Origin of the sequence: Chlamydia ibidis 10-1398/6, from assembly GCF_000454725.1 — a bacterium.
In the GTDB taxonomy this organism is placed as follows: Bacteria; Chlamydiota; Chlamydiia; order Chlamydiales; family Chlamydiaceae; genus Chlamydia; species Chlamydia ibidis.
The window spans coordinates 23,629-50,385 of sequence record NZ_APJW01000001.1 but is presented as its reverse complement, the minus strand read 5'-3'; the positions used below and the strand labels follow the sequence as shown (position 1 = coordinate 50,385).

The window sequence follows — 26,757 nt, the reverse complement described above, 5'->3', positions numbered from 1 at the left end:
GTTGTTAAAACAAAAAATACCTCCAAGAAATGTTTCTTCTTGAAGGTACTTTTGCTGTAGTTTATTTAGAAAAAACTACTTCCTCTAAAAGAGCTTGTGAGATTCTCTCAGGCAGGATTACAGGTTTTGATTGGTTCTCAGGATAATAAACGTAGGTTGGAACGCTAGCGCGGCCCAAACGTGCTAATTCTTCTGTAATTCCAGGATCTTTTCTAGTCCAATCAGCTTCTAACATAACAATATTACGTGATTTAAACTTCTCTCGAACAATTTTAGAGTGTAAGATGGGTTTGTTCATTTGGCATGTTAGACACCATTTTGCAGTAAAGTTTACGAATACTGCTTTTCCTTCTTTCCTGAGTTGATCTAACTTTTCATAGGAGAAAGGTTGCCAGTCCTCAGAATTATAATTTTCTAGGTATTGTGGATCATTTTTAAATTGATTTGCTCCAAAGATGCCAGACATGATGGCTCCTCCTAGACACATAACAAATACTGCATAAGCAGTTAGTCTAAGTCTTTTTGAAGATATTGGCGTTCCCCACTTGCCTAGAACCCATCCCCCGAAGCCTGCTAACCACAGTCCAGAGATTAGTAAGACCAATGCTGACATGCTAGTCTCTGAACCAAACACCCATAAAAGCCAAGTAACAGTTGCTAAAAGCATAAAACCCATAACTTGTTTAAATGTGTTCATCCAGCTACCCGGTTTGGGAAGTATAACCAGTAATTTTGGAAATATAGCAAATAATAGATAGGGTAGAGCCATACCCAGTCCTATGGCAGTAAATACCGTAATTTGCTTGCTAAACGACAGTGACATAACTAAGCCTAAAACCGAGCCTAAAAATGGTCCTGTACAAGGTGTTGTAACTAAAGTCGCCAAGACTCCATTAAAAAAAGAACTCACGTATTTATTCTGACACCTATGAGCTTGTATTCTCCCGCCTAAGTTGGAAAAGGTAGTTCCAATTTCAAATAGACCTAACGAACTGAGAGCAAATAAAAAGAAAATAATTACTAGGACTGAAACAAACGCTGGTTCCTGTAATTGAAAACCCCATCCAATATTATGTCCTAAGGTTTTTAAGAGAAAGCCTACCCCGGCTAATATCCAAAAGCATCCTACTACACCAGATGTAAACCACAACCCATTAGAAAGCGCTGAGGTGCGATTTTCCCCAGAGGACTTAATCAATCCATATACTTTTAAGGTGACAAGTGGAAGAACGCAAGGCATGATGTTAAGAAGTAGTCCACCTAAGAATGCCATAGCTAGAGTCATCATAAATCCTGATAAAGACGTACTTAAGTCAGGAGAACTCGTTAGTTGTCCGCGAATAGCAAAAGATTCGACCTTCTTGCCAGCTTTGTCAGTAAGCAAAAGGACGCCTTCAAGATGGTCATCCTTCTTTATGTTTGTTAGATTTTTAATTTTTAAGTTCCATGCAGTGCCTTGCGCTTCTTTTGTAGAGCTCTCTGCATACGCAACGATTTGGTTTGCGGTTTCAGAAATGAACCAAGCTTTTTCAGCATTTTCATTATGATGAGCTAAGCTTAGGATGATTTCTCCTTCTTCTCCATGAGTAAATGCGATTAATTGGTTATCCTCTAAGGGATGCGGCGTCAAATGTAAGGCCTGTGCAAATTCTTGAGAGCGTTCGGATGATGAGATACTGCTATTGCCGCAAGGAAGAGAAATCTCTAAATGTTCATCACCAGGGATACAATGTTCTCCACAAGCTAACCACTCTACGTGTGCGCCAATCGTAACTTCATTAGAATGTATAGCTTCCGGAGCACGGAGATCAGCGATGATAAAAGCAGAGTCGTCATAACCAAAGAAAGTTATATTTTCTTCTTCGAAAACTTTGGGAGTGGGCCAATGTTCTTTTTCTACCGAAAATCCTTCAGGTAATATCCATTGGATTCTCAAAGGGCTACCAATCTCTCCTGGATTTTTCCAGTAGATGTGACTTCCTTTGTCGACAGAAATTTTCACAGCTATTCGGAAAGTATTCCCCTGTGCGATACGAGATACTTCAGAAATTAGGGAAGCATGAGAAGAAGATGCGCCCATTTCGCGAGCATGTCCTTCCTGCAAACTGCACAAAAGCATAGCAGTTGAGCAGAAGCCTATTGTTAGTAATTTTTGGAAAAAGTTTTTAATTTTGCTCAAAACAATCCCACACTTTTCAAAAATAAGTATTTAATTATACACGATGCTTAATTTTATTTTTTTAAATAGATTGGTAAATTTCTTTAACAAAAGCTGCTTGGCTCTATAGCAGAAATTTGCTAGGATCGTCCTTACTTTCCAAATAGGTAAAGAACCTTTAATTATCCATGTTAGAATTCATGAACAACCCTATTATTCACGCTTACTGGGAAGCAGATTTATTTGGTAAAGGGATATTTTTTAGTTTATTGATTATCTCTTTATGTACTTGGACTGTGCTCCATCAAAAATTAGCCGTTCAAAAAAAATTTCTTGCTTCTGGTCGGTCTCTTAAAGATTTCTTAATCAAGAATCGTCATGCCCCTCTTTCTCTAGATATTCATCCCGAACTAAGTCCTTTCACTGATTTATATTTTACAATCAAACGCGGATCTCTAGAGCTTTTGGATAAAAATCGTCAGAGATCTCCTGATCACGGCCCCGTCTTGTCTAATGAAGACATACAGTCTCTAGAAACTCTTTTAGGCGCGGTTATGCCAAAATATCGCGCTATTATGCAAAAAAATAATTTTATCCCGGCAACAACAATTAGCTTAGCCCCCTTTTTAGGGTTGTTAGGTACTGTGTGGGGTATACTGGTGTCATTTTCTCACATTAGTATGGGCCATGCTGGAGGGGCAACCATGATGGAGGGATTGGCAACTGCTTTAGGAACCACGATTGTTGGATTGTTTGTAGCAATTCCTTCGCTGATTGGATTTAATTATCTTAGAGCTCATTCCTCACTTTTGATTTTGGAAATAGAACAAACAGCGTACCTTTTACTCAATTCTATAGAAGTTAAATATCGTCAAACTAACTTATGAGACGTCATTTTTTTGAAGAGTCTGAAGAAGATCCCACAGTTAATTTAACTCCGTTAATTGATATTGTATTTGTAATTTTGATGGCTTTCATGATTGCTATGCCTATGATACGTTTAGATTCTATAGCATTAGCTCCTGGGGCTAAGGATCATAAAGTGTTAGGGAAGGACGAAGATGCCCCCACTCTAATTAAGATATTCGCCGATAAAACTATTGCGTTGAATGACCATAAAATGTCTTTGAAAGAATTACAGACTCAGCTGTCTCTTCTACATAAACAGTACCCTCATAGGGTACCTGTTCTCCTTCAGGATGGGGATACGCCTTTCAGGCTATACCAGGAGGTAAAAATTATTATAGAATCTGCTGGATTTCACGAATTACACGTGGCTTTACAACACTAATTCTCTTTTTAAAAAAGAGATGTTTGGTCGCAATATGAAGATTATCAGAACCTTTGTTCCCCACGTACTTTTTGCTGCTGTGGCACATGTGTGTTTTTTCGTTTGTTTGTGTGCGTCTCCACGGGTAAAAAAAACGCCCAAAATTGTCGTGTTTAAAGAGAGTCTTATTTCTCTTCCTAAAGAAGAAATCGTTATGGAAGAGGCTTTAAAGACTCAGGTTGCATCTAAACAAGTCGTTCCCGTTGTTAGAGAAAAATCGCCACATCCTAGGCATGAGACAGAGAAAGAAGACAGAAAGAAACCTTTAATTGCTCAAGAAAAACCATCAACGTCACAATTCAAAGAAGTAAAAAAAAATAAAATCGATCAAAAAAAATTACAAACGTTAGTCGGTCTGACACAAGCGTTATCTCAACATTTAGATGAGACTACCGAACGTGTGAACAATACAGCTTGGGTATCACAAAAATCAGTTGCTATAGATTCTTCACTAGTAGCTTCTCAAGAAGAGGTACTATGCCAATTGATTCGTGAACATGTGGTGCTACCGTTTTTAGGAGAAGTGCGTTTAAAAATCACCATCACTCCCCAAGGAGAGTTGAAAGAATGCGTGTTTCTATCTCATATCAATAGCATTGATCAAGAGATTCTTCTCGCAAAAATTCGTAAAATTCCTTTTAAAAAATTTTCAGATAAATACACAATCTCAAAAAACATCACTTTTCACATTAAACTTCTCAGTAATGACTCTTAATCTACCATAGGTTCTTGGAAATGTTACTACGTATTTTTGTTAGCACTTTCCTTCTATTTAGTATGGTTGTTTCCTATGCTAAAGATTTAGAAGTAGTAGTACGTGCGGAAAATACTTTGTTGCCAGTGCATGTTGTTTTCAAGCATCTTGCTGGCGATGCTAAACAAGAGGCATATGCCCGTTCCATCTGCACAGTGTTTCTTAGAGATTTAGCTCTAGGAGATCGTTTAGAACCATTTTTAGTTGATGCAAATGTAGCGTCAGGAGAACGTATTGTAACCATCTATTGTCGGTATCCCGAATTAACCTTTTTTGTTTCTAAGGATAACCAAGAGCCTCGCAGATTAGCATCAGTCATTTTAACTGAGGATTTAGGAGAAAACAGACAGAGTATTCACCAAATTGCTGATCAAATACACCTTGCTTTTACCCATGTTTTAGGTATTAGCTCGGGAAAGATTATTTTTTCTTTGAGTAAAGATTGTAGTGGGCAAGAATTAAAGCAAGGAGAGTTGTGGTCTGTAGACTATGATGGGAAGAATTTGCATCCTTTAACAAAAGAGAACACTTTATCGATTACACCAAAATGGCTGGGCGTTGGTTCTGACCATTCTTATATTTATGTTTCTTATAGGTCAGGCATTCCTAAGATTTTTTTGGGTTCCTTGCAGAACGCTCAAGGAAGAAAAATATTATCCCTAAAAGGGAATCAGTTTATGCCAGCTTTTTCCCCTAGAAAAAAACTGCTAGCCTTTATTTCTGATGCTTACGGTAATCCAGATTTATTTTTGCAGTCTTTTTCTTTAGTTTCTGGAGCTAAGGGGGAACCCAGACGCATCCTTGATGAAACCTTTGGGACACAAGGAAACCCTACTTTTAGCCCTGATGGATCGAGGATAGTGTTCGTTTCCAACAAGGATGGTGTTCCTAGGCTTTATATCATGCAAGTTGATCCTCAAATACAAGCACCGCGCTTGCTTACAAAAAAATATAGAAATAGCAGTTGCCCTGCATGGTCTCCAGATGGTAAAAAAATAGCTTTTTGCTCTGTAATTAAGGGGGTGCGTCAGATTTGTTGTTACGATATTTCAACTGGTAAAGATTACCAGTTGACCACAACACCAGGAGATAAAGAAAGTCCTTCTTGGGCAGCAGACAGTAGTCATCTTGTTTTTAGTTCTGGTGGGGCCGGTTTGTCTGATCTTTATTTATTAAGTCTGATTACCCAAAAAACAAGAAAAATTGCTATAGGATCAGGAGAAAAACGTTTCCCTTCTTGGGGAGCATTTCTCCCACAACCAATGAAGGGAATCTCATGAGAAAAAAAAATGTAACTTTGCTGAGTTGCTTTTTACTTAGTTTATTATCTTTATCTTCATGCTCATATCATTGTGGTGACTGGGAAGATGCTTGTAGGAGTTGTAAACAAAAAACAGGCTCTTGTGCTTTTGTTCCTTTGTATTCTGATGAAGAGTTAAATCAGAGCTTCTCTGCGGAAGTGTATGATTCTAGGGAGGAGCAGTTGTACAAAACTAGCAGTCATGCTGCTTTCCGTAACATTACTTTTGCTACCGATAGTTATACAATCAAAGGTGAGGAAAATCTGGCCATTTTGTCAAGTTTAGTACGTCATTTGCAAAAAACTCCCAAGGCTACATTGTATATAGCCGGTCATACAGATGAACGTGGGGCTGCAGCTTATAACCTTGCTTTGGGATCTCGAAGAGCTAATGCAGTGAAGCAATATCTGATAAAACAAGGAATTTCCGCAGAACGTTTATTTACTATTTCCTATGGGAAAGAACAACCGCTTAATTTAGGACACAATGAACTAGCCTGGCAACAAAATCGGCGAACAGAGTTTAAAATACATGCCCGTTAGAGTTATTCAGTTTTTAGTTTTTTCGTTGTTATGGGGTTTCTCCAGTATCTGTTGTGGTGTTGGAAAATCCCCTTCTTTGCAAGTTGTACTTGCAGAAGTGGAGGATGCTTCTCGTAAGTTAATGTCGTGCGAATCAGAGTTAGTACTACTTTCTGAACGTTTAGATGAGCAGGAAACAAGGCTAGAAAAACTGTCTTCTGCTAAGCCTGAAGAATTTGCAAAAAAAATACATCAACTTGAAATTGAGCAGAAAACTTTAGCGAAAACGCTATCAGTATTAACAGCTTTAGTTAAAGATATGCAGTCTAGCATTCAAACAAAATTTCAAGAAATTCAAAAAGACAATAAGGTACTTTCTCAAGATATTCGTTTACTAAGGCGTTCCCTACTTGCTTTGGTTGACGGGTCATCTCTCGAGGCATATCCCGACTTCTCAGACCACGTTCCTGAGCATATTCACGTTGTAAAATCTGGAGAAACTCTAGGAAAAATTGCTACAAAGTATCAAATTTCTGTTAGTGAGTTGAAAAAACTCAATAAATTAGAGTCTGATGTTATTTATGCTAATCAAAAGCTTTCTTTACCAAAGCATAAGAAATAACAATTTTAATTCTCGTTATCTCTGGTATTCTCTAGATATAGATAATAAAAAACAACTTTTGTATTGTCTGAAATAAACTCCGAATTATTTATTTCAGATGAAATCCACAATAGCTTTATTCGGTGAAGCAGAAAGAGGAAGCTACGATACGGCATATTTATGTTGTAGTATAGGAGATCTATATGATTACCTCGGAAGTGGTAGTAATAGCTTAGGCATCACTTTAGCTATACAGGCACTGATGTATCAATACGATGTTCTTTACTTCAGAGTAGAAGAAGAAGGCTACGGTATAGACAGCTATTTTTATGGCCTGCATTTTCTGAACACCCAGACCAGTTTGAAGAACATAATTGCCATTGCTCTCCCAGGTGTTGGAGATCAAAGTATTATCGAAGCCTCTCGTTCATTGTGTCAAAAGCACGGCAGTCTTTTGTTATTTCAAGAGCAAGATCTCTACGATTTACTTACTTTTAGTCGGTCACTTTAAGACTTTGATTAAACAAAAAGAAACCCACGGAGAACCGTGGGTAAAAATTTAGTCGATAGTACTAAAATACTCTTTGAGTCCTTCATCTGTCGGCAACATGGCTTTTTCTCCTTTTTGCCAGTTAGCGGGACAAACCATACCATTTTGTTCAAAGAAAATCAAAGCTTCAAGAACTCTTAGTTCTTCGGTAGTTGAACGGCCTAAAGGTAGATCATTAATTACAGCATGACGAATGATGCCAGTTCTATCAATTAAGAATGTTCCACGAAGTGAGAGTTGCTCTTCAGGTTTTAAAACTCCATAAGCTTTAGAAATTGAACGAGTAGTATCAGAAATTAAAGGATAGGTTATCCCCTCAATTCCTCCATTGATTCTTTTGGTGTTTAGCCAAGATAGATGCGTTTCTAGGTCGTCTACTGAACAGCCTAAGACCACAGCATCTCTGTCTTCAAAATCACCTAACAAATCTTGAAAAGCATGGAGCTCGGTAGGACATACGTAAGTGAAATCTTTAGGATAAAAGAAAAGTATGACATACTTGCCGAGATAATCTTTTAATGAAATCTCTTTTATTTCGCCATTCACTATCGCTTTAGCAGTAAAATTTGGAGCGGGTCTCCCAATTGATAGAGGTTCCATTGCTATCCTCACTGAAATGGATGAATAATGACGCACCAGAGAGGACTTGAACCTCTGACCACCTGGTTCGTAGCCAGGTACTCTATCCACTGAGCTACTGGTGCGCAGATATCCGCAGAAGAGTGTAGTCGACTTAGCTCAAATGATCAAGTGTTTCTCCTCCACTTTGAAAAAAAAGCGCTATTTTTGAGTAAAATATTTTAATATTTTTGTTTTTGACAAAGTTGAACCAGTGAGCACGTCACGTCATTAGTAGCAGATTTGAAATAGATACTGCGTTTCTCAAGGTAGTTTGAACGACTAGTAAGGGATCGAATACTTTAGCATTCATCAAGGTTTCAAATTGTTCGTTTACTGCATTATATCCAAAATGTTTATCAGAATGCTCTACAATAATATTCCAATTATAATCTGTATATTGTCCGCAATTTTTTAATATTACTTTTAAGGGAATTTTTGCAGTTTCTAAAATAACTTTATAACCATACGCGATTCCAGGAGATAGATCTTTGGGAATAGATAGAGAGAGAGCTGATCTCATCAGAGCAATTCCTCCTCCAACAACAACTCCGCCAGAAATTGCTATTTTTGTTGCCTGAATGGCTTCTTTTAGAAAGAGTTTTTTATTTTTAAACTGCTGATTTTCTTCCTTAGCCAAATAGATATTCGTTTTATTTCCTAAGAAATAAGATAGACGTTGTTCTAGTAAATTGTCTGTTTGTTGAACAGAGAATTGGTTTGCTTGATGTAGAGTCAAAATGTGTTTGGCAATTTTTTCTCTATCCCCATGTCCTTTGGAGAATATTATAGAATTTCTAGTGATTAAAACTTTATTTGCAAAACCAAGAACTCCTAAGGACACATTATCAAAAGAATCTCCTGAAATATTCCCTACAATAGATGCTCCGGTGAGCACACTGATGTCTTCTAAGTTTATATTGTTTGCGGACTGTGTTGTTTTAAGAGCACAAATAGGAAGTCCTCCTCTAATTTTATTTACAGCTAGTGTTGCTAAAATTTGAGGATCAAAATCTTCAGCTATAATGATCAGAGGGTATTTTTCTTCTTGAGCCACCTTTTCTAAAAAATGAATAAACGATTCGTTAAGGGAAGATAGTGATTGCTGGCATAATAGAACATAGACATTGTGGTAAACAACTTCCATGTCCTCTGGATCCGTTACGAAATAAGGAGATGCATATCCTATATCTATTTCTGTATGTGCTGTAGAAATTAAAGGATATTTATGATGCGCGGATTCCATGACTGATATTTTGCCATAGGGACCTGCCGTTTCTAAGAGTTTAGTAACTAACTCTGTTATCTCGGCATCGTAATTTGTGGAGACTTTTGCTGTGCGAAAAATATCTTCAGGAGAATCTAATATATATTTGTTATTTTCCAGCTCTTGGAGTAATTGTCCTGTTGCTAGGGTTATGCCTTGTCTAATATCCAAAGGATCTATCCCTAGTTCAATTCCCTTTAAACTTTGTGAAAATAAAGCTTCTGCCAGAATAATGGTAGTTGTTGCTCCATCACCTACTTGCGTACGGGTTTGTTGAGCTACTTGTTTAATAAGTTTAGCACCCACATTTTCGGTTTTTTCTGGCAATAAGAACTCTTGTGCAATTATAGCGCCATTTTTTGTGGTATAGGGAATTGATGATCCATTTTTAATAATAGCCTGGCAGCCTTGTGGTCCTAAAGTTGGGCATATTATTTTGGATAGGTTATGGATTCCTCTTTGTAAAGCTTGTAATCCTTCTAGCTTATTTTTAAATAGTTTAGACACTCTGTTCCTATCGATTTCCTGATAGTTTAGAAGCGTGACGCTCTCCTAACTGTCTTATAGAAACAATAAAAATTCCTGTCAAATTTGGTGATTTTTGATAGTACGCTACAGCGTATTCATGTGATTTTCTAATTGTTTATTTCATCAGAATATTCAGGCAAAAGATATGCTCGGCGTAAATTTTGAAAGGTATCTCTGGAATCCATGCATAATTTTCGCAATGGCCAGGTAATAAATTTTTCGTGTTGGCAGATATGCAGAAATTCTTGGCCTCCTAGACTGCGACATATGGATGATCTTCTCATTGGGATATTATTTAATGTTTTAAACGCCTCTGCTGTTTCTTTAGGATACAAAGTTTTTATAATGCCCAGAATTGTACATTGAGTTTCCATTGGAAAAAATGCTTTAGGATTATTCAGAACAATGAATACTCCAGAGCATAGTTCCATTTTATATTTCCCAAAAAATGGTTCGTAGCAGAAAGGGTAGAACGTAACGCCAGGAAGACGAGCTTTATTTAATTCCTCTGCTACCAATTTTCCATTCATCCAGGGGGCGCCGATTACTCGAAAAGGTAACGTATATCCTATTCCAATGCTTGCAATTGAGAGAGCCCCAATCACGCCTGTTGTTGCGTAGAAAAACGTAGTTTGAGCATTGGGCATTTGTGGGCTTGTTGGTATCCAAACTAAACCAGTTTCTTCGAAAGTCATTGAACGTTTCCATCCTTTCATGGGAACGACCTTCACTTGTGCTTGAGGGGCATATTTTGCTTGATAAAATAACGCAAGTTCTCCTGGCGTCATTCCGTAACAGTAAGGGATTTCAGGAATATAACCAGAATTTGTTTTTGGCAGAGGACCATCTATAACATTACCCCCCATAGGATTAGGGCGATCTAAGATTATCAAAGGAATGTTATATTTTTCTGATGCTTTAACTATGTGTAGTAACGAGGTGACAAATGTATATGATCTTACCCCTACATCTTGGACATCGTAAACTAAAATATCACTACCTTCTACAGCGTGTTGAGGGACTTCTGAGATTCCATATAAAGACACTGTCCGTATTCTATCAATAGAAGGGTTATATTCGGGAGTTTCTGCAGGAGTGGCGCCATAAAACCCGTGTTCTAAAGTACATAAGATATTAAGAAGACAGTCTTTTTTACCTTCCGAAAACACAACAAGGGCGTTTTGTCCTTGACTGTTAATGGCTGCACTGTGAGTGATAAGTGTGATTTTTTTATCTTTTATCCAGTTTGTAAAAGTTTCTTCTTGGAAAACACGATCAAGCCCTACCAACACCTGAGAGAATCCGAAAGAAGGGAAACAGATACAAATAATGATCCAAACAGTAACCTTCATATTGCCTATTGATTAAAGGAGAAAATCCATCAATTTATGTTCCTATGATTAGGTACAGCTAATAAAGAAAGATATCTTTTAGCAACATCTGTATCTTAACAAACTACTGGATTACATTAGAGATTTTGCACGTATAAATCTAGGTAGTACGTGGATAAAATTGTTTCAATAACAATATACTTGTAATAGAATTGGCTTGGGGATACTTTCTTGGAAATAAATTTTGATAATGAGAATTTTTATGAAAATTATCTAAGCTGACAGGCTGGGTATTTTCTGTTCTGAATGGAGCAAAAATAGTTGTTTCTTCATTTTCCTAGGAGAAGTGTATGAAAATAGTCATTGCTAGCTCTCATGGCTATAAAATAAGGGAAACGAAAAGCTTTTTGAAGCGTTTGAAAGGCTTTGATATCTTTTCTTTAACGGATTTTCCTGAATATCATCCTCCCAAGGAAACAGGTTCTCTTCCTGAAGAAAATGCTTTGAAAAAAGCCCTTCATGCTGCGAAGTACTTAAATTGCTGGGTGATAGCCGATGATACTATGCTTATGGTCCCTGCATTAAACGGTTTGCCAGGCCCGTTATCCGCTAATTTTGCTGGAGATCGTGCTACTGATAAAGACAACAGAAAAAAGCTATTAGAACAGATGGCGTCTTTAGAAAGTATAGTTGACCGATCTGCGTATTTTGAATGTTGTATAGTACTTGCTTCTCCTGAAGGAAAAATTTTTAAAGCTCGGGGGATCTGTGAAGGATACATCGGCCACCACGAACGAGGTTCCTCAGGCTTTGGCTATGATTGTCTATTTTTAAAATATGATTATAAACAGACATTCGGCGAGTTATCAGAAGAAGTAAAAAATCAAGTGTCCCATAGAGCTAAAGCCCTACAAAAATTATATCCTCATTTACAAGCTTTGTTAGAATGCAGCTTAGCTACGAGGAACTAGATTATCTAGAGACCTTTCTAGGCAACAACGAATTTCTTGCATTTCAGTAAGTATAGCTTCCGCTCGTAAAAAATCATCCTCTAAGCGGCGTGTTTCTGGCATACCTTCTTGATGTAGACTATGTGTTGCTAAAGGCATCTCCAAACTTACTGTTGCTTTTGCTGTGAGACGGTGAGTCTTGCTAAAAGAAACAGTTTGAATACTTTCATTCATGGGAGTTTCCAGTTGATCATAGGCTTATTTAGCCTTTTAAGGAGATAGTTAATTTTTGAAAAGTGAGAACAGCCGAAGAAACCTCTGTGTGCAGCCAAAGGTGAGGGATGGGGAGCAGCTAGAATAGCGTGCTTATGATTGGAATGAAATAGTAAATCGCACTTTTTTTTAGCCGAATTTCCCCATAATACAAATATAATATGGGAACGTTGTTGAATTAGCTTAGTGATAACGGCATCAGTGAACTGTTCCCACCCCTGGTTAGCGTGAGATAAAGGTGTTCCTGATCGTACTGTCAAAATAGTATTAAGTAGGAGTACTCCTTGATTTGCCCAAGATTGTAAACAACCTGTAGAGTTGTCTATTCCTAAGTCTGTTTTTAATTCACGAAAGATATTAGCAAGAGACGGTGGAAGTTTTTGTCCCTTAGGAACGCTGAAGCTCAAACCATGTGCTTGCCCTTCTCCAGGATAGGGATCTTGACCTAGAATAACAACACGTACTTTTTCAAAAGGTGTGCTTTTTAAAGCTGTAAAAATGTTTTCTTTAGCAGGATATATTGTATGTTGGGCATACTCAGAGGTTAAAAAATCTCTTAATCTGAGCATGTAAGGTTGAGACCATTCTTCGTGAAGCTGCTCTTGCCAAGACAAGGGAAGCTGATCTATAGTAAAAGCATGACGCATGACTTACTAACTCCTATAGTTGTAATGAGCAGTATACTGACTGCATTATATTAATTTTAGTCCCCTTATTATCTTATTTTCCAGACGTCAGCTAAATATTTAGGATACAATTATGTTAACCACTGAATTAAATGAAGCCCAATTTACTGCTGTGACCTCTCCAATGACACCGGTTTTAATTTTAGCGGGCGCTGGTGCTGGGAAGACACGTGTTGTTACCTATCGTATTCTTCATATGATTAATGAAGGCATTGCACCTAGGGAAATTCTTGCGGTTACCTTTACTAATAAGGCCGCAAGAGAACTAAAAGAACGTATTGTAAACCAATCTCCTCAGGTTTACGGAGCTGATATTCCTATGGTATGCACGTTTCATAGTTTAGGAGTGTTTATTTTAAGACGTTCGATACATTTATTAAATCGGGATAATAATTTTATTATTTATGATCAAAGTGACACAGAAAAGTTATTAAAGCAGTGTCTGCAAAAATTTAATCTGAAAAAAAACCTCAGCAGTAGTATTCAGTATCATATTTCACAAGCGAAAAACCGCTTGTTATCTCCTGAAGACCTCAATCCTGAAGATTATCTTGATCCCGTAGTTTCTATTTATAAAGAGTACCAAGCACGTCTTGCTGAAGCAAACGCTGTAGATTTTGATGATTTATTATTTTTGACTGTTAAGTTATTTGATCAGGTCCCTGAGGCAAGAGAGGAGTATGCACAACTGTGGAAAGCTTTGTTGATAGACGAATACCAAGATACGAATCATGCGCAGTATAAAATTGCACAAACAATAGCTAAAAATCATCGGAATGTTTTTGCAGTTGGTGATCCAGATCAGTCTATTTATTCATGGCGTGGTGCTAATATTCATAATATTTTAAATTTTGAGAGAGACTATCCTCAAGCTCGCGTTTTACGGTTAGAGGAAAATTATCGAAGTTACGGTAATATTTTAAACGCAGCTAATGCGTTGATTCAGAATAATACATCCAGGCTGAAAAAAGAATTACGTAGTGTCAAAGGGCCTGGTGAAAAAATTCGTGTTTTTTTAGGGAGCACGGATAAAGAAGAAGCTGAATTTGTTGCTAAAGAGATACTGCGTATTCATCAGCACGGGAAGGTCTCTTTACGTCATATATGTATATTTTATAGAACGAATTTCCAATCTAGAACTTTCGAAGATGCTCTGTTACGTAGACGTATTCCTTATGAGATTCTTGGTGGACTATCTTTTTACAAGCGTAAAGAAATACAAGACATTCTAGCTTTTTTGAGAATGTTCATAGCTAGGAAAGATATTATGGCTTTTGATCGTACTGTTAACCTTCCTAAAAGGGGGGTGGGACCATCAACCATTGCGTCTTTAGTAGAGTTTGCGTTGCAAAATAACTGTAACTTACTTGAGGGGTGCCAAATTGCTTTAGATACTGGATGCGTAAAATTATCCAAAAAACAACAGGAGGGTTTGCGTGATTACTTAAGTGTATTCAAGCAATTAGAAGTCGCTTATAACACTCTTCCTCTTAATGAATTTGTTTTAGCAACTATACGTATCACAGGTTATCTACAAGTATTAAAAGAAGATCCCGATACTTTCGAGGATAGAAAGGCGAATCTAGATGAGTTAATTTCGAAAACATTTGAATGGGAACAGCAAAATATTGAAGGTGCTTTGGAAACTTTTTTAGACGATCTTGCTTTAAAAAGTTCCACGGACGACACAGCTTTAGAGGAAGACCGTGTAAATCTTATGACCATACACAATGGGAAAGGGTTAGAGTTTCGTATAGCTTTTGTTGTTGGACTAGAAGAAAACCTTTTCCCGCATGCGAATTCTAAGGGTAGTTATGAAAATCTTGAAGAAGAACGAAGGTTATGTTACGTAGGGATTACTAGAGCTCAAGATCTTCTTTACCTCACAGCTGCGCAAACAAGGTTTCTTTGGGGCACAGTTCGCGCAATGAAACCTAGCAGATTTCTTAAAGAAATTCCTAGGGACTACTTGATTCAAGTATGTTAGCTTATGGTTCAACAAAACCAAAGACTCGGATTAAAATATCAGCCCTCTCTGCGTATGCAGCAAGGGCTGCAGATGCTCCAATTCCCTTTAACAGAACTTTCTTCTTATGTAGCACAGCAGATAGTGCATAATCCTTTTTTTGACATCAGCTCTTTAGAAGAAGATACCTTTTGTTCTTATCGTGCCAACTTTTGTGACTTTTCTCATCCAGATTCATTTTTTCATCATTTGTTCAATCAGGCTTGTCAAACATTTTCTGAAAATCATGATCTCATTATAGCTCAGTACATTATAGGTAATCTTTCTGATCAAGGACTTTTTCTTCAGGATCCAGAATTCGTAGCTTTACATTTAGAAGTATCTTTGGAAAAAGTCCTGAAAATTTGGGAAAACATCCAAGAATTTCACCCATTAGGAGTAGCAGCACCTTCGTTACAGGCGTACTGGTTGCGGAATCTACGAAAAACGGAGCACCCGCGTGCCTACGAGATTATAGCTAACCACTATACCCTTTTAGCTAATTGCGAGTTTGTTAAATTGTCTCATAAACTCCGTTGCTCTTTAGAAGACCTTCGAAGTATTTTGAAAAAAGCTCTGTCCTCCATTCCTTGGTCTCCAGCAGCTGGGTATGCAAAAGGGAAAACAGATCTATTATCTCCTCTACCTGACGTATATTTATCTCATGATGGTCAGGTTTGGCAAATTCAGATTAATGGAAAGGGTTTACCAGAGATTAAACTGAATAACGAGATTTTTGCCCTTTATGAAACGTTATCGCATTCAGAAAGAAAGTGTTTAAACCAGTACCTCATTTCAGCAAAATGGTTAATTAAGAATTTAAGAAAAAGAGAACGAACTTTATTTGCAATAGTGGAGAAAATCATCCTCTATCAGGAACAATATCTTCTTGGTGAAGAGCTTATTCCTCGTCCCTTATCTGTTAAAATTTTATCCCGTGATTTAGCATTTCATGAATCTACAATATTCCGTGCTATAGAGAACAAGGCGCTTGCAACTCCTATTGGTATATTGCCCATGAAACATTTTCTTCCTAAATCTGTTTCTCAGAATTCTTGTTGTTCAAAAGATCTCATATTAAGATGGATTCAGGAATGGATTGCATCTGAAAAGTCTCCTTTGTCAGATGTCGACATTAGTAGGAGAATTGCCACTCAGGGTATATCTTGTGCGAGACGAACTGTAGCGAAATATCGTGAGCAGCTGAACATCTTACCCGCACATAAAAGAAAGCAACGTTTTTGTATTTAATTGTAAAGCTGCTTTACAGCACAAAGTAGATTATACGAAATAAGACAGATAGATTTGTCTCCAACGTACACTATCCAGTTTTCTTTCTCTTGCATATTTTTCAAGAACCGGAATAGGTTGCGACGCAAACATACGAATTTCTTTATCCGTAAGTCTTAGTAAAACCCATAGAGGAGGAATGCCTAACATCTTACGTATTTTTTTTTCGCAAGATGGAAGAAGTACTGTGTAATTAATAGGCGTGCACCGAAATAGATGGGAGTTGAAAGAATGGTGGCTATACCCACAATAGGTTCCCATAAGGAGAGACCAATCCCTGTTATAGTAAATAAAAGAAAGCTATAATTTTCACCGGGAGAGCGAAACAATGGGCCCAAAAATCTGCGAATTACAGAAGAAGAGGTTTGGTAAGCTAGAAGCTCTTCAAACATGGGTTCGTAAAACTTCATTCGTGCTGCGTGTACAGCTTCATGTGCTAAAATTTCTTCTTTAGAATAAATTCCTAACCAACGGGCAGCTTTGTGGAGTTGTTTACGTAATTGAACGGTTACATGGTTATTTAGAATCCAAGTGCACCCACCTTCCCAAACATCCATGCCTTCGTTCGAATACAAAACTGTTAGATGATCAGGATAGATATCAAATAAATCTCTCAATCGTTGAGGAAAAATTTCGGGATATTCAGGGGCGTTATTTAGAATTTCCTCTACTCTTAGAAAAAAGCTAAGCTTTAGTTCTTCAGGCCCAGCTATGATTCCTGCTCTGTTTAACTGAATTAGATCATCTTCCGTAGATGAGGGCGGACTTGTAGAATCAAATTGAGTCACATTAGGCTCCCTTGCAGCAACGTTCGCTGGTGGTATTGTATTTCGTTTACTTATTGTTAAAATAAAAAACGCTCGTCAACAAGAAAAAAACTATACTCTAGTAATCAAAATTGGTGAGGCTTTGGCTATTTGTAGAGTAAAATCGCTTGAAAAGAATCATACCTAAACTCAATAACGGTTGGGAAATATGATTGGCTTGCGTTTGCAGCATCATTAAAAATAAAACTTTTGTTTATAGCTTGACAGAAGAAAACTTAAAAGTTTATCTTCTGCTCTTGATTCTTCTACTTTTGCGGTAGTTATGCATGGATTAGCTTGGCATTGAGAGGGTTATTTGTTCATAGAATGAGGTGTTACAGATATTACGACACCGGATTTAAGTAATCTTATCATTACCTCGGTATCTTGGAAAAGGTGGTTGAAAGTTCTTATAAATCTGTAGGATACGTCGAGCTAATAATTCCCCTCCATGTTTCGCATAAATACTGTTTAAATAGCGAAAGCTTGCAATAAATATGTTATGCCTGCATGAGGAAAATTTTTATATAAAGAAGCAAAATTACAAAATAAGGAACGGCGTTATTGTTGCAAAAGAGTTCTTTTAAGCAAATACGCCATTGATAGATAGATGAAGAAGTCCCTAATTATAGTAGAGTCTCCTGCTAAGATTAAAACCCTGCAAAAATTATTAGGTAAGGGCTTTATTTTTGCTTCATCTTTAGGGCATGTCGTTGATCTTCCTGCGAAGGAGTTTGGAATTGACGTTGATCATGATTTTGAACCGCAGTATCAGGTACTTCCAGATAAGAAGGACGTAATAGATCGTATTTGTAAACTAGCAGCTGATTGCGATGTTGTTTATCTATCACCAGATCCTGATCGTGAGGGGGAAGCCATTGCATGGCATATAGCGAATCAGCTGCCCAAAAATACACGTACGCAAAGAATATCATTCAATGCGATTACAAAGGGTGCTGTTACTGAAGCTTTAAAGCATCCTAGAGAAATTGATATGTCCTTAGTCAATGCTCAGCAAGCTAGACGTTTGTTAGATCGCATTGTGGGATACAAGATTTCTCCTATTCTAAGTAGAAAGTTGCAACAACGTTCAGGAATATCTGCCGGGCGCGTTCAATCTGTAGCTTTAAAGTTAGTTGTTGATAGAGAAAAAGCTATAGAAGCTTTTGTTCCAACTGAGTATTGGAATATACGCGTTTTACTTAAGGATCCCAAAAGTGGTAAGAATTTTTGGGCATATTTGTACGCTTGCGATGGTAAACGTTGGGAAAAAGATCTTCCGGCTGAGAAAACTGAAGCCGATGTGTTGCTGATTAATTCAGCTGATAAAGCTCAGTACTACGTACAATTATTGGAAGATGCTTCTTATATGGTGTCACGCATAGAGGCCCGTGAAAAGCGTCGTAATCCGGCTCCTCCTTTCATTACTTCAACGTTGCAACAAGAAGCTAGTCGCCATTTTCGTTTTTCTTCATCTAAAACTATGTCTGTTGCTCAGACTTTATATGAAGGGATAGAGCTGAACAATGACGATGCTACGGGTTTGATTACCTATATGCGTACTGATTCGGTTCGTATTGATCCCGAGGCTTTAGCATCTGCCAGAGAGTACATTCATCAATTGTTTGGTCAAGAATATCTTCCTGAGAAAGCGAATATTTATTCTACTAAGAAGATGACACAAGATGCTCACGAAGCCATTCGTCCCACTGATATTCGTTTATCTCCGGATCAATTACAAGATAAATTGTCTGAAGATCAGTATAAACTGTATTCATTGATTTGGAAACGATTTGTTGCTTCTCAGATGACCCCAGCGGTTTATGATACTTTGGCAATACAAATTGCTACAGATAAGAAAATCGATTTGCGTGCCACAGGTTCAATGCTGAAGTTCAAAGGTTTCTTGGCTGTTTATGAGGAGAAGAATGATGATGATGCTGAACAAGAGGAAGAGTTCGCTTTACCAGCTTTACATGCTCAAGATAGTCTAGAAAAGGAAGAAATTACCCAAGAACAAGCTTTTACTAAACCCTTACCTAGATTCACAGAGGCTTCTCTGGTTAAAGAATTGGAGAAATCAGGTATAGGCCGCCCTTCTACGTATGCGACAATTATGAATAAGATACAAAGTCGGGACTATACTACTAAAGAAAATCAACGTTTACGTCCGACAGAGCTAGGCAGAGTTATATCTCAATTTCTAGAAACCAATTTTCCGAGAATTATGGATATAGGTTTCACTGCTCTTATGGAGGATGAGCTTGAACTCATTGCCGATGATAAAAAGTCATGGAAACTTCTTCTCAAGGAATTTTGGGATCAATTTTTACCGGCTGTTACTACTGCGGAAAAAGAGGCAGTAATACCTAGAATTCTTACTGACATACAGTGCCCAAAATGTCACTCTGGTCAACTTGTAAAAATTTGGAGCAGAAGCGGCTATTTTTATGGTTGTTCTGGTTATCCTGAGTGCGACTATAAGACCTCAGAAGAAGAGCTTGCTTTTAACAAAGACGATTATGCTTCAGATACTCCTTGGGATAGCTCTTGCCCGATTTGTGGCAATGAAATGAAAGTACGTCATGGACGTTTCGGAACTTTCTTGGGATGCGTTAATTATCCTAAGTGCCGTGGAACAATTTCTATTCATAAAAGAGGCGAAGAGAGTGAGCATGAAGAGCCTGTAGATTGCCCTGCTATTGGCTGTTCTGGGAAAATTTTAAAGAAACGATCCCGTTATAATAAGATTTTCTATTCCTGTTCTGAGTATCCTGACTGTAGTGTAATAGGGAATACTATAGAAGCAGTTCGTTCTAAGTACGAAGGTACTCCCAAAACCCCCTATGAAAAGAAATCCTTAGCAAAAAAGAGATCTTCTGAAAAATCTGTAAAAAAAACAAAGAAAACAAAATCTTCTAAAGATAAGACCGTTAAGAAAAACAACAGCCCACTTCTTTCTCCCTCTCCGCAACTCGCAGCTATGATTGGTAATGAACCAGTCTCGCGTGGAGATGCAACTAAAAAAGTTTGGGAATATATTAAATTGCATAACCTACAAGCGCAGGACAACAAGCGACTTCTAATTCCTGATGCTAAACTGGGAGCTATTATAGGCAACGAACCTATAGATATGTTTCAGTTAGCTAAATTTTTGTCTCAACACTTATTTAAAGCAGAAGAATTCTGAGTTTCCACGTCAGATTCTTGGTATTCCTCTAACAGTTTATATACCTCTGCAGATGACCGTGCTTTTGCTAAAGAAGAGCGTAGAGAACGTACTTTAGCTGCAGAAATCAAGTAATGTCCACAAAGTTTTTTAGTTTCTGAAAGGAATTTTTCTTCGCTTTGATAATATTCCTGAATTAACTGTAAATGTTGAAAGAAAGCCTCTTTTCTTTGTGGAAATAAAACGTTTTCATAAGTGCCAGTGGTGAGATAATCTTCAATCTGCTTCGTGACCCATGGAGCTCCCATTGTTCCGCGAGCTACGAGCAACCCATCACATTTGGTTGTCTCTAGCATTTCCTTAGCTGCCTCTGGTGAAAAAATATCGCCGTTACCAAATATTGGGAAGTCTTTTCCCGCCGCTATCTTAGCTCTTGCTATGTATTCTCGATTGCTAGGACCCACATAACCCTGAGCTCGAGTTCTTCCATGGACAAATATTGCACTAGCGCCTGCGTTTTTGATGATACGTACAGTATCTTCTACATTAATGCTATTCGTATCCCAACCAGAGCGTATTTTCACAGTGACAGGCAAAGAGACGGCTTCTACAATTTTTTCGACCATTTTCCCTATTAGATCTGGTGTTTTTAACATTCCAGAGCCACTTCCATCTTTTGTAATTCTATCTGTTGGGCAACCACAATTAAGGTCTATTAAATCAAAACCTAGGTCCTGTAGCATCTTGGCAGCATCTCCTACCATTTCTGGTTTACTACCACATAACTGCCCTCCAATAGGCCGCATATCTTCAGAGTAATCTAAAAGTTTTAATGTGCGTTTGGGAGAATAAAGCAGACCCTCTACTTTAACCATTTCACAAAACATTAAGGCAGGGTTATACAAAGACGACATTTTCCTGTAGGGGAAATCAGAAAACCCAGCTAAAGGCGCGTAAACTACGGGAGATCTGAGTAAAATGTTTTTTATATATACTGGAGTAGCCATGCAGATTGAAATATACTAAGAATAATAAAACGTAAGGTTCTTAATACAAGAAATGGAACAATCTCTAAGCACAAGAGTGCGACCATTGGGCTGAAATCAATAAAACCAATACGAGGGATGAATCTTCTAAACAGGCTTAGGTAAGGTTCTACGCATTTATGCACATATTGATACCACTTCATTCTGTGGCATTCTGGAACCCACGATGCAAGAATATATACTAAAATTAGAAAACTATAAATGTTAATTGCAGTTCTTAAGAAATAAGATAGCATTATTTCCTTCTCTATTTATAAACAATTAATATGTGTTTTTCTTGAAAAAGACCCATTTATGCTTTAAAATGATTGCCTTTATTTTTTAAGAATCACTGCTCTATGGATTTTAAGCTACCCATATATCATATCGGTCTAAGTCATGACGCGTACAATGCAACCAAAATAGCAATTTTGCAGAAAACATGCAAAGGCTGGATAGTTGCCGAATGCAAACAGTGTAGTGATAATGGACCGTTATCGATATCAAAAAAGTATTTTACATCCAAGGGGACCCTTTCAATAAGAGGGCAAAACAGTCTAGTCAAAAGTTTTTTTTCTAGCTTGAAGAAGAAAAAAAATCTTTTACAGGTTGCTTTATCGGATCTAGAAACTCATACTGCATTACCGCTAGATTCCCTCTCTATTTTCTCCAGGTTGGGGCAAAAAACAACTCAAGGGGAAACACCGATAACATTATGGATTACCCAAAAAAGTTCCATAGAAGAGAAATTAGGGATAGTAAATCATCTCGGGCTATTTCCCGGAATTATTTCTTGCCACTTGGCAGATATTTTTTTCTTAGTTGAGCAGACTCCTTTAAAAACATTGCCCGCCTATTTTTTAATTTATCAAGGATCTGAAGAAATTTCTTGTTTATTTGTGCAAAACAGATCCGTAATTCTCGGGAGATCGTTTTCTAATGTTTGTGAAAATGTTCACGAGCAAATAGCTTCAACATTTCGCTATTTTCAGGAAACTTATACTTCTGTCGATTTAGCCGGTATACATATTGTGGGAATTTCTGAAAGTTTGTTTAACAAATTGGCGCAGATATTGCCGTTGTCTTTGATCTCTTGTACGGTACCTACATTTGGAGTTGACGCAGATGTTTGGAAAACTTATGGTGACGCGATTATATCCGCCTATCACGGGGCTTCTAATAAAGCTGCAATATTTCCTTACGACCCATATCAGATTTCAAATATAGCACAAACTTATTGGTTTAAGCGATCTGCTTGGACCATAGGCAGACTTGCTTTATTGTCGGCGGTAGCGGTAGGTTTTGTATCTTTTAGCAAACTTTCCCTGCTCTCTTCTAAGGTTAGGGAAAATCTTTGCCTAGCTTGTCCAGAAATTTCTCAGATACCGTGGTCTCTGGATGGTGTCGAGGATCTCGTGAAAAGACAAACGTTATGTTGTGAATCACCATATCTTTACCTGCCTACAATTTTAACAAGTCAGGAAGTTATGATAATGCTTGGGAACCTGTCTCAGAGCACCCCATCAGTCAAATTTTCTTATTTTTCCTACCTTTTAACCAGCTTCCCTTCTGAAGAAGATCCGCTAGCACCTTATAAAGCAAATATTGTCCTCAAAGGTAGTGGAGACCCTGAAGACATGACTATGTTTTTTAAAAAGATATCTTTAAGCCCGCATTTTAACAATACTGAAGTAACTCATCTCGATGCTGATCAGCGTACTTTTGAATTACAATTTAATCTTATTGGCCAGGGGGATCTATGAAAAGATCTTATATTGTGAGTATTTTGTTAGTTTTAAGTGTTGTGTGTAGTTTCCCTATTGCCGGGATTATTTACAGACATGTAGCTAAAACAAAACGCTTGCAGCTATTAAATTCCCATGTGCTTTCCTTAAAGTTAGAAAGAGATCGTTCAGCTGCTATTTCCAAAAAGAATACAGCATTGATGCTTAATCGTAAGTCATTCCGTTACGAAGATTTTCAGCAAGCCAGTCAAGCTATTATTTTGCTACAAAAAGAGAGAGAAACTTTAGCTTCTTTACCTAAAGACTCTTTAATAACACATAGTAAGGAAGTTTGGGCCAGGCAAAAAACGATTAATAATAGTAACAATCGTTTAATCTGGTTTACAGAAGATTTAGGTGACGATCTCATATGTATCAGATTACAATCTCCTGTAGAGGTTGATAGTAAAAATATTCAGGAGATCTTCTATTTGCTTAATCCTGATAATTCCAATGCTCCCCTAGCGTTTTTTACACATTGGGAGATGACCAAACATGTCACGCCTTTAGGTAACGAGGTGTGGTTTATAAATGCTGAGGCTATAAGTCGATGTTTATAAGAAAAGTTAGTTTCTTTATCTGCAGTCTTTCTCTCATTTCTTTTACTCCCTTATGTGGTGAAGGAAGGTATGAGAAATTAACATTAACAGGTGTGAATATTATTGATAGGAATGGGTTATCGGAGACTATCTGTTCCAAAGAGAAGTTAAAGAAGTATGCTAAAATTAATTTTCTTGCTCCTCAGCCTTATCAAAAAGTCATGCGTATGTATAAGAATGCCAAGGGAGAGAGCGTTGCTTGTTTGACAACCTATTATGCTAACGGTCAAATTCATCAATATCTAGAGTGTTTAAATAACCGTGCTTGTGGTCGGTATCGTGAGTGGCATAGTAATGGGAAAATTAAAATACAAGCCGAGGTGATTGGAGGGATTGCTGACTTACATCCTTCTGCTGAATCTGGCTGGTTATTTGACGGGATAACGCTTGCTCACAATGATGAAGGGATATTGGAAGCAGCAATTAGCTATGAAAAAGGATTATTGGAAGGAGTTTCATTTTATTATCATCCAAATGGTCAAGTTTGGAAAGAATGTCCTTATCGCAAAGGGAAGGCTCACGGAGAGTTTCTAACATTTACTCAGGAAGGAGATCTTCTGAAAAAACAATGTTATGAAAATGGCCAGAAACATGGTGTAAGTATTCGTTGTTCTGAAGGTTCAGATGTTGTTTTATCTAAAGAAGAATATAACAAAGGTAGTTTAGTAACCGGATGTTATCTAGATTGTGAAGCTAAGAAGATAGTATCGCAAGTCATAAACGGTAACGGTGTACAATCTATTTATGGGAAACACGCTGTTGTAGAAACTCGGACTTTTTCTCGAGGAGAGCAAAAAGGCGAAGTTATAGTATTCGACAGTTTGGGTGAAAATATTGTTCAAACCTACTTTGTTGTAGATGGAGTCAAGCATGGTGAGGAGTGTTTCTTTTACCCAGGGTCAGATAAACCACGCTTGTTGTTGACATGGAATCAGGGTATTCTTCAGGGAACAGTAAAAACATGGTATCCTAATGGCAACTTAGAAAGTTGTAAGGAATTAGTAAATAACAAAAAATCTGGTTTACTTACATTGTACTACCCTGAAGGAGAAATTATGGCTACAGAGGAGTACGATAATGAGCTTCTCGTTAAAGGTGAATATTTTCGCCCTGGAGATCGTTATCCCTATGCTAAAGTAGATAAAGGTTGTGGCACTGCTGTTTTCTTCACGTCTTCAGGAACAGTTATTAAAAAAATCCCCTATCAAGATGGCAAACCCTTGATTGATTAGCATGCAGATCATATCTTCAGAAAAACAATCTGAGAAAAAATTTTTGCGCAACCATTTGCAAAAAGTTCGTAATTGTTTGCCGCAGTTTCGGATTATAGAAGCGTCCCTAAAGTTAAGAGATTTTGTGCACACCCTTCCTAAGAATGCGTGTGTTATGTCTTTTGTTTCCTATAAGTCAGAAATTTCCACTCGTCTAGCGAATACTGCTATTTTGGAACACTGCACTCTCATATTGCCCCATATCTCCAATAAAACTATGGTGCCTGTGATTGTTCGAAGTATTGATGTACTATCACAACTTACTAACCCCTTAGATTTTTCCAATGTTGATTTGGATATATTTCCGACCACTGATATCACTCATGTTCTTGTCCCCGGTTTAGCTTTTGATAACGATGGATATCGTTTAGGCTATGGAGGAGGATATTATGATCGTTGGCTTGCACAACATCTTCATACACTTTCTATTGGTATAGGTTATCGCGAACAACACGTGCCCTATTTAACTAGGGAGTCTCATGATTTTCCTGTCAGTAGTTTGTTTCTTTGCTAATATTTTTTTAAAATTTTTATCTCGATCAGTAGATTGTCAACAACGCGATGACCGTGTATGATGGCTCTTCCCGCTTATCATAGAGTACTCTGAATCTTCTTAGACAGATGGTTATTTAGTTTGGTGCTATTCTTCTGCGTACTTATGTATTCTGTCTTGACTGGCATGAAAAAGTGGGTTATCCATAAAGGTCGGACAGTAGTCTAGATTGGATACTTGTCACAAGAATATTATAACATCTTTTGTTAAGCTGCGGGAGAGGTGGGTACTATCTTTTCTCAGTATCCTTATAGTGTAAGGATCGTAGCATGGGAGGTGTGTAACAAAGGAGCTCCTACATTATGAACGTCCCCGATCGCAAAAAAGCATTAGAAGCAGCTGTTGCGTATATTGAAAAACAGTTTGGTTCTGGATCTATTATGAGCCTTGGGAAGCATTCTGCGTCCCATGAAATTTCAACTATAAAAACAGGCGCGTTATCCTTAGATTTGGCTCTTGGAATTGGTGGAGTACCGAAGGGACGAATTGTGGAAATTTTTGGTCCTGAATCTTCCGGAAAAACTACTTTAGCTACACATATTGTCGCGAATGCTCAGAAGATGGGTGGTATTGCTGCCTATATTGATGCTGAGCATGCCTTAGATCCTAGCTATGCTTCTTTGATAGGAGCAAATATTGATGATTTGATGATTTCTCAGCCCGATTGTGGTGAGGATGCTCTGAGCATTGCTGAGCTATTAGCACGGTCTGGTGCTGTAGATGTCATTGTAATAGATTCTGTCGCTGCATTAGTCCCTAAGAGTGAACTCGAAGGAGAAATTGGTGATGTGCATGTAGGATTGCAGGCGCGTATGATGTCACAAGCATTGCGCAAGCTTACAGCTACGTTAGCACGTACTCAGACATGTGCCATTTTTATTAACCAAATTCGAGAAAAAATAGGCGTTAGCTTTGGTAATCCCGAAACAACGACAGGTGGTAGAGCGTTAAAATTCTATTCTTCAATACGTATCGATATTCGTCGTATTGGTTCTATCAAAGGCAGTGATAGTATAGATCTCGGTAACCGTATCAAAGTTAAAGTAGCAAAAAATAAGCTAGCTCCTCCATTCAGAACAGCAGAATTTGATATTTTGTTTAATGAAGGCATTTCTTCCGCGGGTTGCATTTTAGATCTTGCAGTTGAGCATAATATCATTGATAAGAAGGGATCTTGGTTTAATTATCAAGAGCGCAAGCTGGGACAAGGGCGTGAAGCAGTACGGGAAGAACTTAAGCGTAATAAACCGTTATTTGCAGAATTAGAAAAACGTATTTACGAAGTAACCTGCCAGAATAAAGCGAATGCTATTGAAGAAACGAAAACAGCAGAAGTATCTCATACTGCTGTATAGTGAAGAATGTATTTTCCCTGCTTCTATAGAGC

Annotated in this window: 24 protein-coding genes, 1 tRNA gene and 1 pseudogene; 16 read left to right on the top strand and 10 right to left on the bottom strand. The window is 37.7% G+C overall.

Going from position 1 to position 26,757, the window contains the following annotated elements:
* Window positions 1–61: 61 nt before the first annotated feature.
* On the bottom strand, window positions 62–2,179 hold the full coding sequence (locus tag H359_RS00230) for a protein-disulfide reductase DsbD family protein (protein ID WP_020370704.1): 2,118 nt from the start codon (window positions 2,177–2,179) through the stop codon (window positions 62–64).
* Window positions 2,180–2,346: 167 nt separating this feature from the next.
* On the opposite strand from H359_RS00230, the gene H359_RS00225 reads away from it, so the two are divergent.
* From H359_RS00225 to H359_RS00195, 7 genes are all read left to right on the top strand, one after another.
* Window positions 2,347–3,045: a MotA/TolQ/ExbB proton channel family protein gene (locus H359_RS00225; RefSeq protein WP_020370703.1), complete on the top strand. Its 699-nt coding sequence runs from the start codon at window positions 2,347–2,349 to the stop codon at window positions 3,043–3,045.
* Window positions 3,042–3,449: an ExbD/TolR family protein gene (locus tag H359_RS00220; RefSeq protein ID WP_020370702.1), complete on the top strand. Its 408-nt coding sequence runs from the start codon at window positions 3,042–3,044 to the stop codon at window positions 3,447–3,449. Before H359_RS00225 ends, H359_RS00220 begins: the two co-directional genes overlap by 4 nt.
* Window positions 3,450–3,483: 34 nt before the next feature.
* Window positions 3,484–4,203, top strand: coding sequence for an inclusion-associated protein (locus H359_RS00215; RefSeq protein WP_020370701.1), 720 nt, complete (start codon window positions 3,484–3,486; stop codon window positions 4,201–4,203).
* A 20-nt stretch (window positions 4,204–4,223) separates the two neighbouring features.
* On the top strand, window positions 4,224–5,522 hold the full coding sequence (gene tolB / locus H359_RS00210) for a Tol-Pal system protein TolB (RefSeq protein ID WP_020370700.1): 1,299 nt from the start codon (window positions 4,224–4,226) through the stop codon (window positions 5,520–5,522).
* On the top strand, window positions 5,519–6,085 hold the full coding sequence (locus H359_RS00205) for an OmpA family protein (protein WP_020370699.1): 567 nt from the start codon (window positions 5,519–5,521) through the stop codon (window positions 6,083–6,085). Before tolB ends, H359_RS00205 begins: the two co-directional genes overlap by 4 nt.
* Window positions 6,075–6,686, top strand: coding sequence for a LysM peptidoglycan-binding domain-containing protein (locus tag H359_RS00200; protein ID WP_020370698.1), 612 nt, complete (start codon window positions 6,075–6,077; stop codon window positions 6,684–6,686). The genes H359_RS00205 and H359_RS00200 overlap by 11 nt, the downstream gene beginning before the upstream one ends.
* Before the next feature lie 97 nt (window positions 6,687–6,783).
* Window positions 6,784–7,176 carry a hypothetical protein gene (locus tag H359_RS00195; RefSeq protein WP_020370696.1) on the top strand — a complete coding sequence of 131 codons (393 nt, stop codon included), beginning with the start codon at window positions 6,784–6,786 and terminating at the stop codon, window positions 7,174–7,176.
* A gap of 48 nt (window positions 7,177–7,224) precedes the next feature.
* On the opposite strand, the gene H359_RS00190 is transcribed toward H359_RS00195, so the two are convergent.
* The 4 genes from H359_RS00190 to H359_RS00175 form a co-directional block, all read right to left on the bottom strand.
* Window positions 7,225–7,815: a peroxiredoxin gene (locus H359_RS00190; RefSeq protein ID WP_020370695.1), complete on the bottom strand. Its 591-nt coding sequence runs from the start codon at window positions 7,813–7,815 to the stop codon at window positions 7,225–7,227.
* Between the two features lie 31 nt (window positions 7,816–7,846).
* Window positions 7,847–7,919, bottom strand: a tRNA-Arg gene (locus tag H359_RS00185).
* Between the two features lie 137 nt (window positions 7,920–8,056).
* Window positions 8,057–9,607 (bottom strand): chaperonin GroEL, encoded by a 1,551-nt coding sequence (gene groEL / locus H359_RS00180; protein ID WP_020370694.1) that lies wholly within the window; start codon window positions 9,605–9,607, stop codon window positions 8,057–8,059.
* 128 nt (window positions 9,608–9,735) lie between these two features.
* Window positions 9,736–10,980: a DUF1343 domain-containing protein gene (locus H359_RS00175; RefSeq protein WP_020370693.1), complete on the bottom strand. Its 1,245-nt coding sequence runs from the start codon at window positions 10,978–10,980 to the stop codon at window positions 9,736–9,738.
* 329 nt (window positions 10,981–11,309) lie between these two features.
* Here H359_RS00175 and rdgB point away from each other — a divergent pair, with 329 nt between their 5' ends.
* A complete protein-coding gene (gene rdgB, locus H359_RS00170; RefSeq protein WP_020370692.1) occupies window positions 11,310–11,930 on the top strand; it encodes an RdgB/HAM1 family non-canonical purine NTP pyrophosphatase in 621 nt (206 codons plus the stop codon).
* Here rdgB and H359_RS00165 read toward each other — a convergent pair.
* Both H359_RS00165 and ung read right to left on the bottom strand, forming a co-directional pair.
* Window positions 11,913–12,143 (bottom strand): hypothetical protein, encoded by a 231-nt coding sequence (locus tag H359_RS00165; protein ID WP_020370691.1) that lies wholly within the window; start codon window positions 12,141–12,143, stop codon window positions 11,913–11,915. The genes rdgB and H359_RS00165 overlap by 18 nt on opposite strands.
* Entirely contained in the window at window positions 12,140–12,829 is a 690-nt protein-coding gene (gene ung / locus H359_RS00160) for a uracil-DNA glycosylase (RefSeq protein ID WP_020370690.1), read from the bottom strand. The genes H359_RS00165 and ung overlap by 4 nt, the downstream gene beginning before the upstream one ends.
* Window positions 12,830–12,941: 112 nt before the next feature.
* On the opposite strand from ung, the gene H359_RS00155 reads away from it, so the two are divergent.
* On the top strand, window positions 12,942–14,855 hold the full coding sequence (locus H359_RS00155) for an ATP-dependent helicase (RefSeq protein WP_020370689.1): 1,914 nt from the start codon (window positions 12,942–12,944) through the stop codon (window positions 14,853–14,855).
* Between the two features lie 3 nt (window positions 14,856–14,858).
* A complete protein-coding gene (rpoN, locus tag H359_RS00150) occupies window positions 14,859–16,124 on the top strand; it encodes an RNA polymerase factor sigma-54 (protein WP_020370688.1) in 1,266 nt (421 codons plus the stop codon).
* A gap of 30 nt (window positions 16,125–16,154) precedes the next feature.
* Here the strand turns inward: rpoN and H359_RS00145 are convergent.
* Window positions 16,155–16,951 (bottom strand): annotated as a pseudogene (locus H359_RS00145) (hypothetical protein).
* Between the two features lie 628 nt (window positions 16,952–17,579).
* Between H359_RS00145 and topA the strand changes: the two are divergent.
* Window positions 17,580–20,159 (top strand): type I DNA topoisomerase, encoded by a 2,580-nt coding sequence (topA, locus tag H359_RS00140; RefSeq protein WP_020370685.1) that lies wholly within the window; start codon window positions 17,580–17,582, stop codon window positions 20,157–20,159.
* On the opposite strand, the gene dusB is transcribed toward topA, so the two are convergent.
* Window positions 20,129–21,145 (bottom strand): tRNA dihydrouridine synthase DusB, encoded by a 1,017-nt coding sequence (gene dusB / locus H359_RS00135; RefSeq protein ID WP_020370684.1) that lies wholly within the window; start codon window positions 21,143–21,145, stop codon window positions 20,129–20,131. The two genes, topA and dusB, sit on opposite strands and share 31 nt — an antisense overlap.
* Entirely contained in the window at window positions 21,124–21,420 is a 297-nt protein-coding gene (locus H359_RS05035) for a YggT family protein (protein ID WP_081031114.1), read from the bottom strand. The genes dusB and H359_RS05035 overlap by 22 nt, the downstream gene beginning before the upstream one ends.
* A gap of 102 nt (window positions 21,421–21,522) precedes the next feature.
* On the opposite strand from H359_RS05035, the gene H359_RS00130 reads away from it, so the two are divergent.
* The 5 genes from H359_RS00130 to recA all read left to right on the top strand — a co-directional run bounded on the left by H359_RS00130 (window position 21,523) and on the right by recA (window position 26,725).
* Window positions 21,523–22,926, top strand: a complete 1,404-nt coding sequence (locus H359_RS00130; RefSeq protein ID WP_020370683.1) for a hypothetical protein — start codon at window positions 21,523–21,525, stop codon at window positions 22,924–22,926.
* Entirely contained in the window at window positions 22,923–23,507 is a 585-nt protein-coding gene (locus H359_RS00125; protein WP_020370682.1) for a hypothetical protein, read from the top strand. The genes H359_RS00130 and H359_RS00125 overlap by 4 nt, the downstream gene beginning before the upstream one ends.
* Window positions 23,498–24,778 (top strand): toxin-antitoxin system YwqK family antitoxin, encoded by a 1,281-nt coding sequence (locus H359_RS00120; protein ID WP_020370681.1) that lies wholly within the window; start codon window positions 23,498–23,500, stop codon window positions 24,776–24,778. Before H359_RS00125 ends, H359_RS00120 begins: the two co-directional genes overlap by 10 nt.
* Window position 24,779: 1 nt before the next feature.
* Window positions 24,780–25,331 carry a 5-formyltetrahydrofolate cyclo-ligase gene (locus tag H359_RS00115; protein WP_020370680.1) on the top strand — a complete coding sequence of 184 codons (552 nt, stop codon included), beginning with the start codon at window positions 24,780–24,782 and terminating at the stop codon, window positions 25,329–25,331.
* Window positions 25,332–25,672: 341 nt separating this feature from the next.
* Window positions 25,673–26,725 carry a recombinase RecA gene (recA, locus tag H359_RS00110; protein ID WP_020370679.1) on the top strand — a complete coding sequence of 351 codons (1,053 nt, stop codon included), beginning with the start codon at window positions 25,673–25,675 and terminating at the stop codon, window positions 26,723–26,725.
* The last annotated feature ends 32 nt before the right edge of the window (window positions 26,726–26,757 follow it).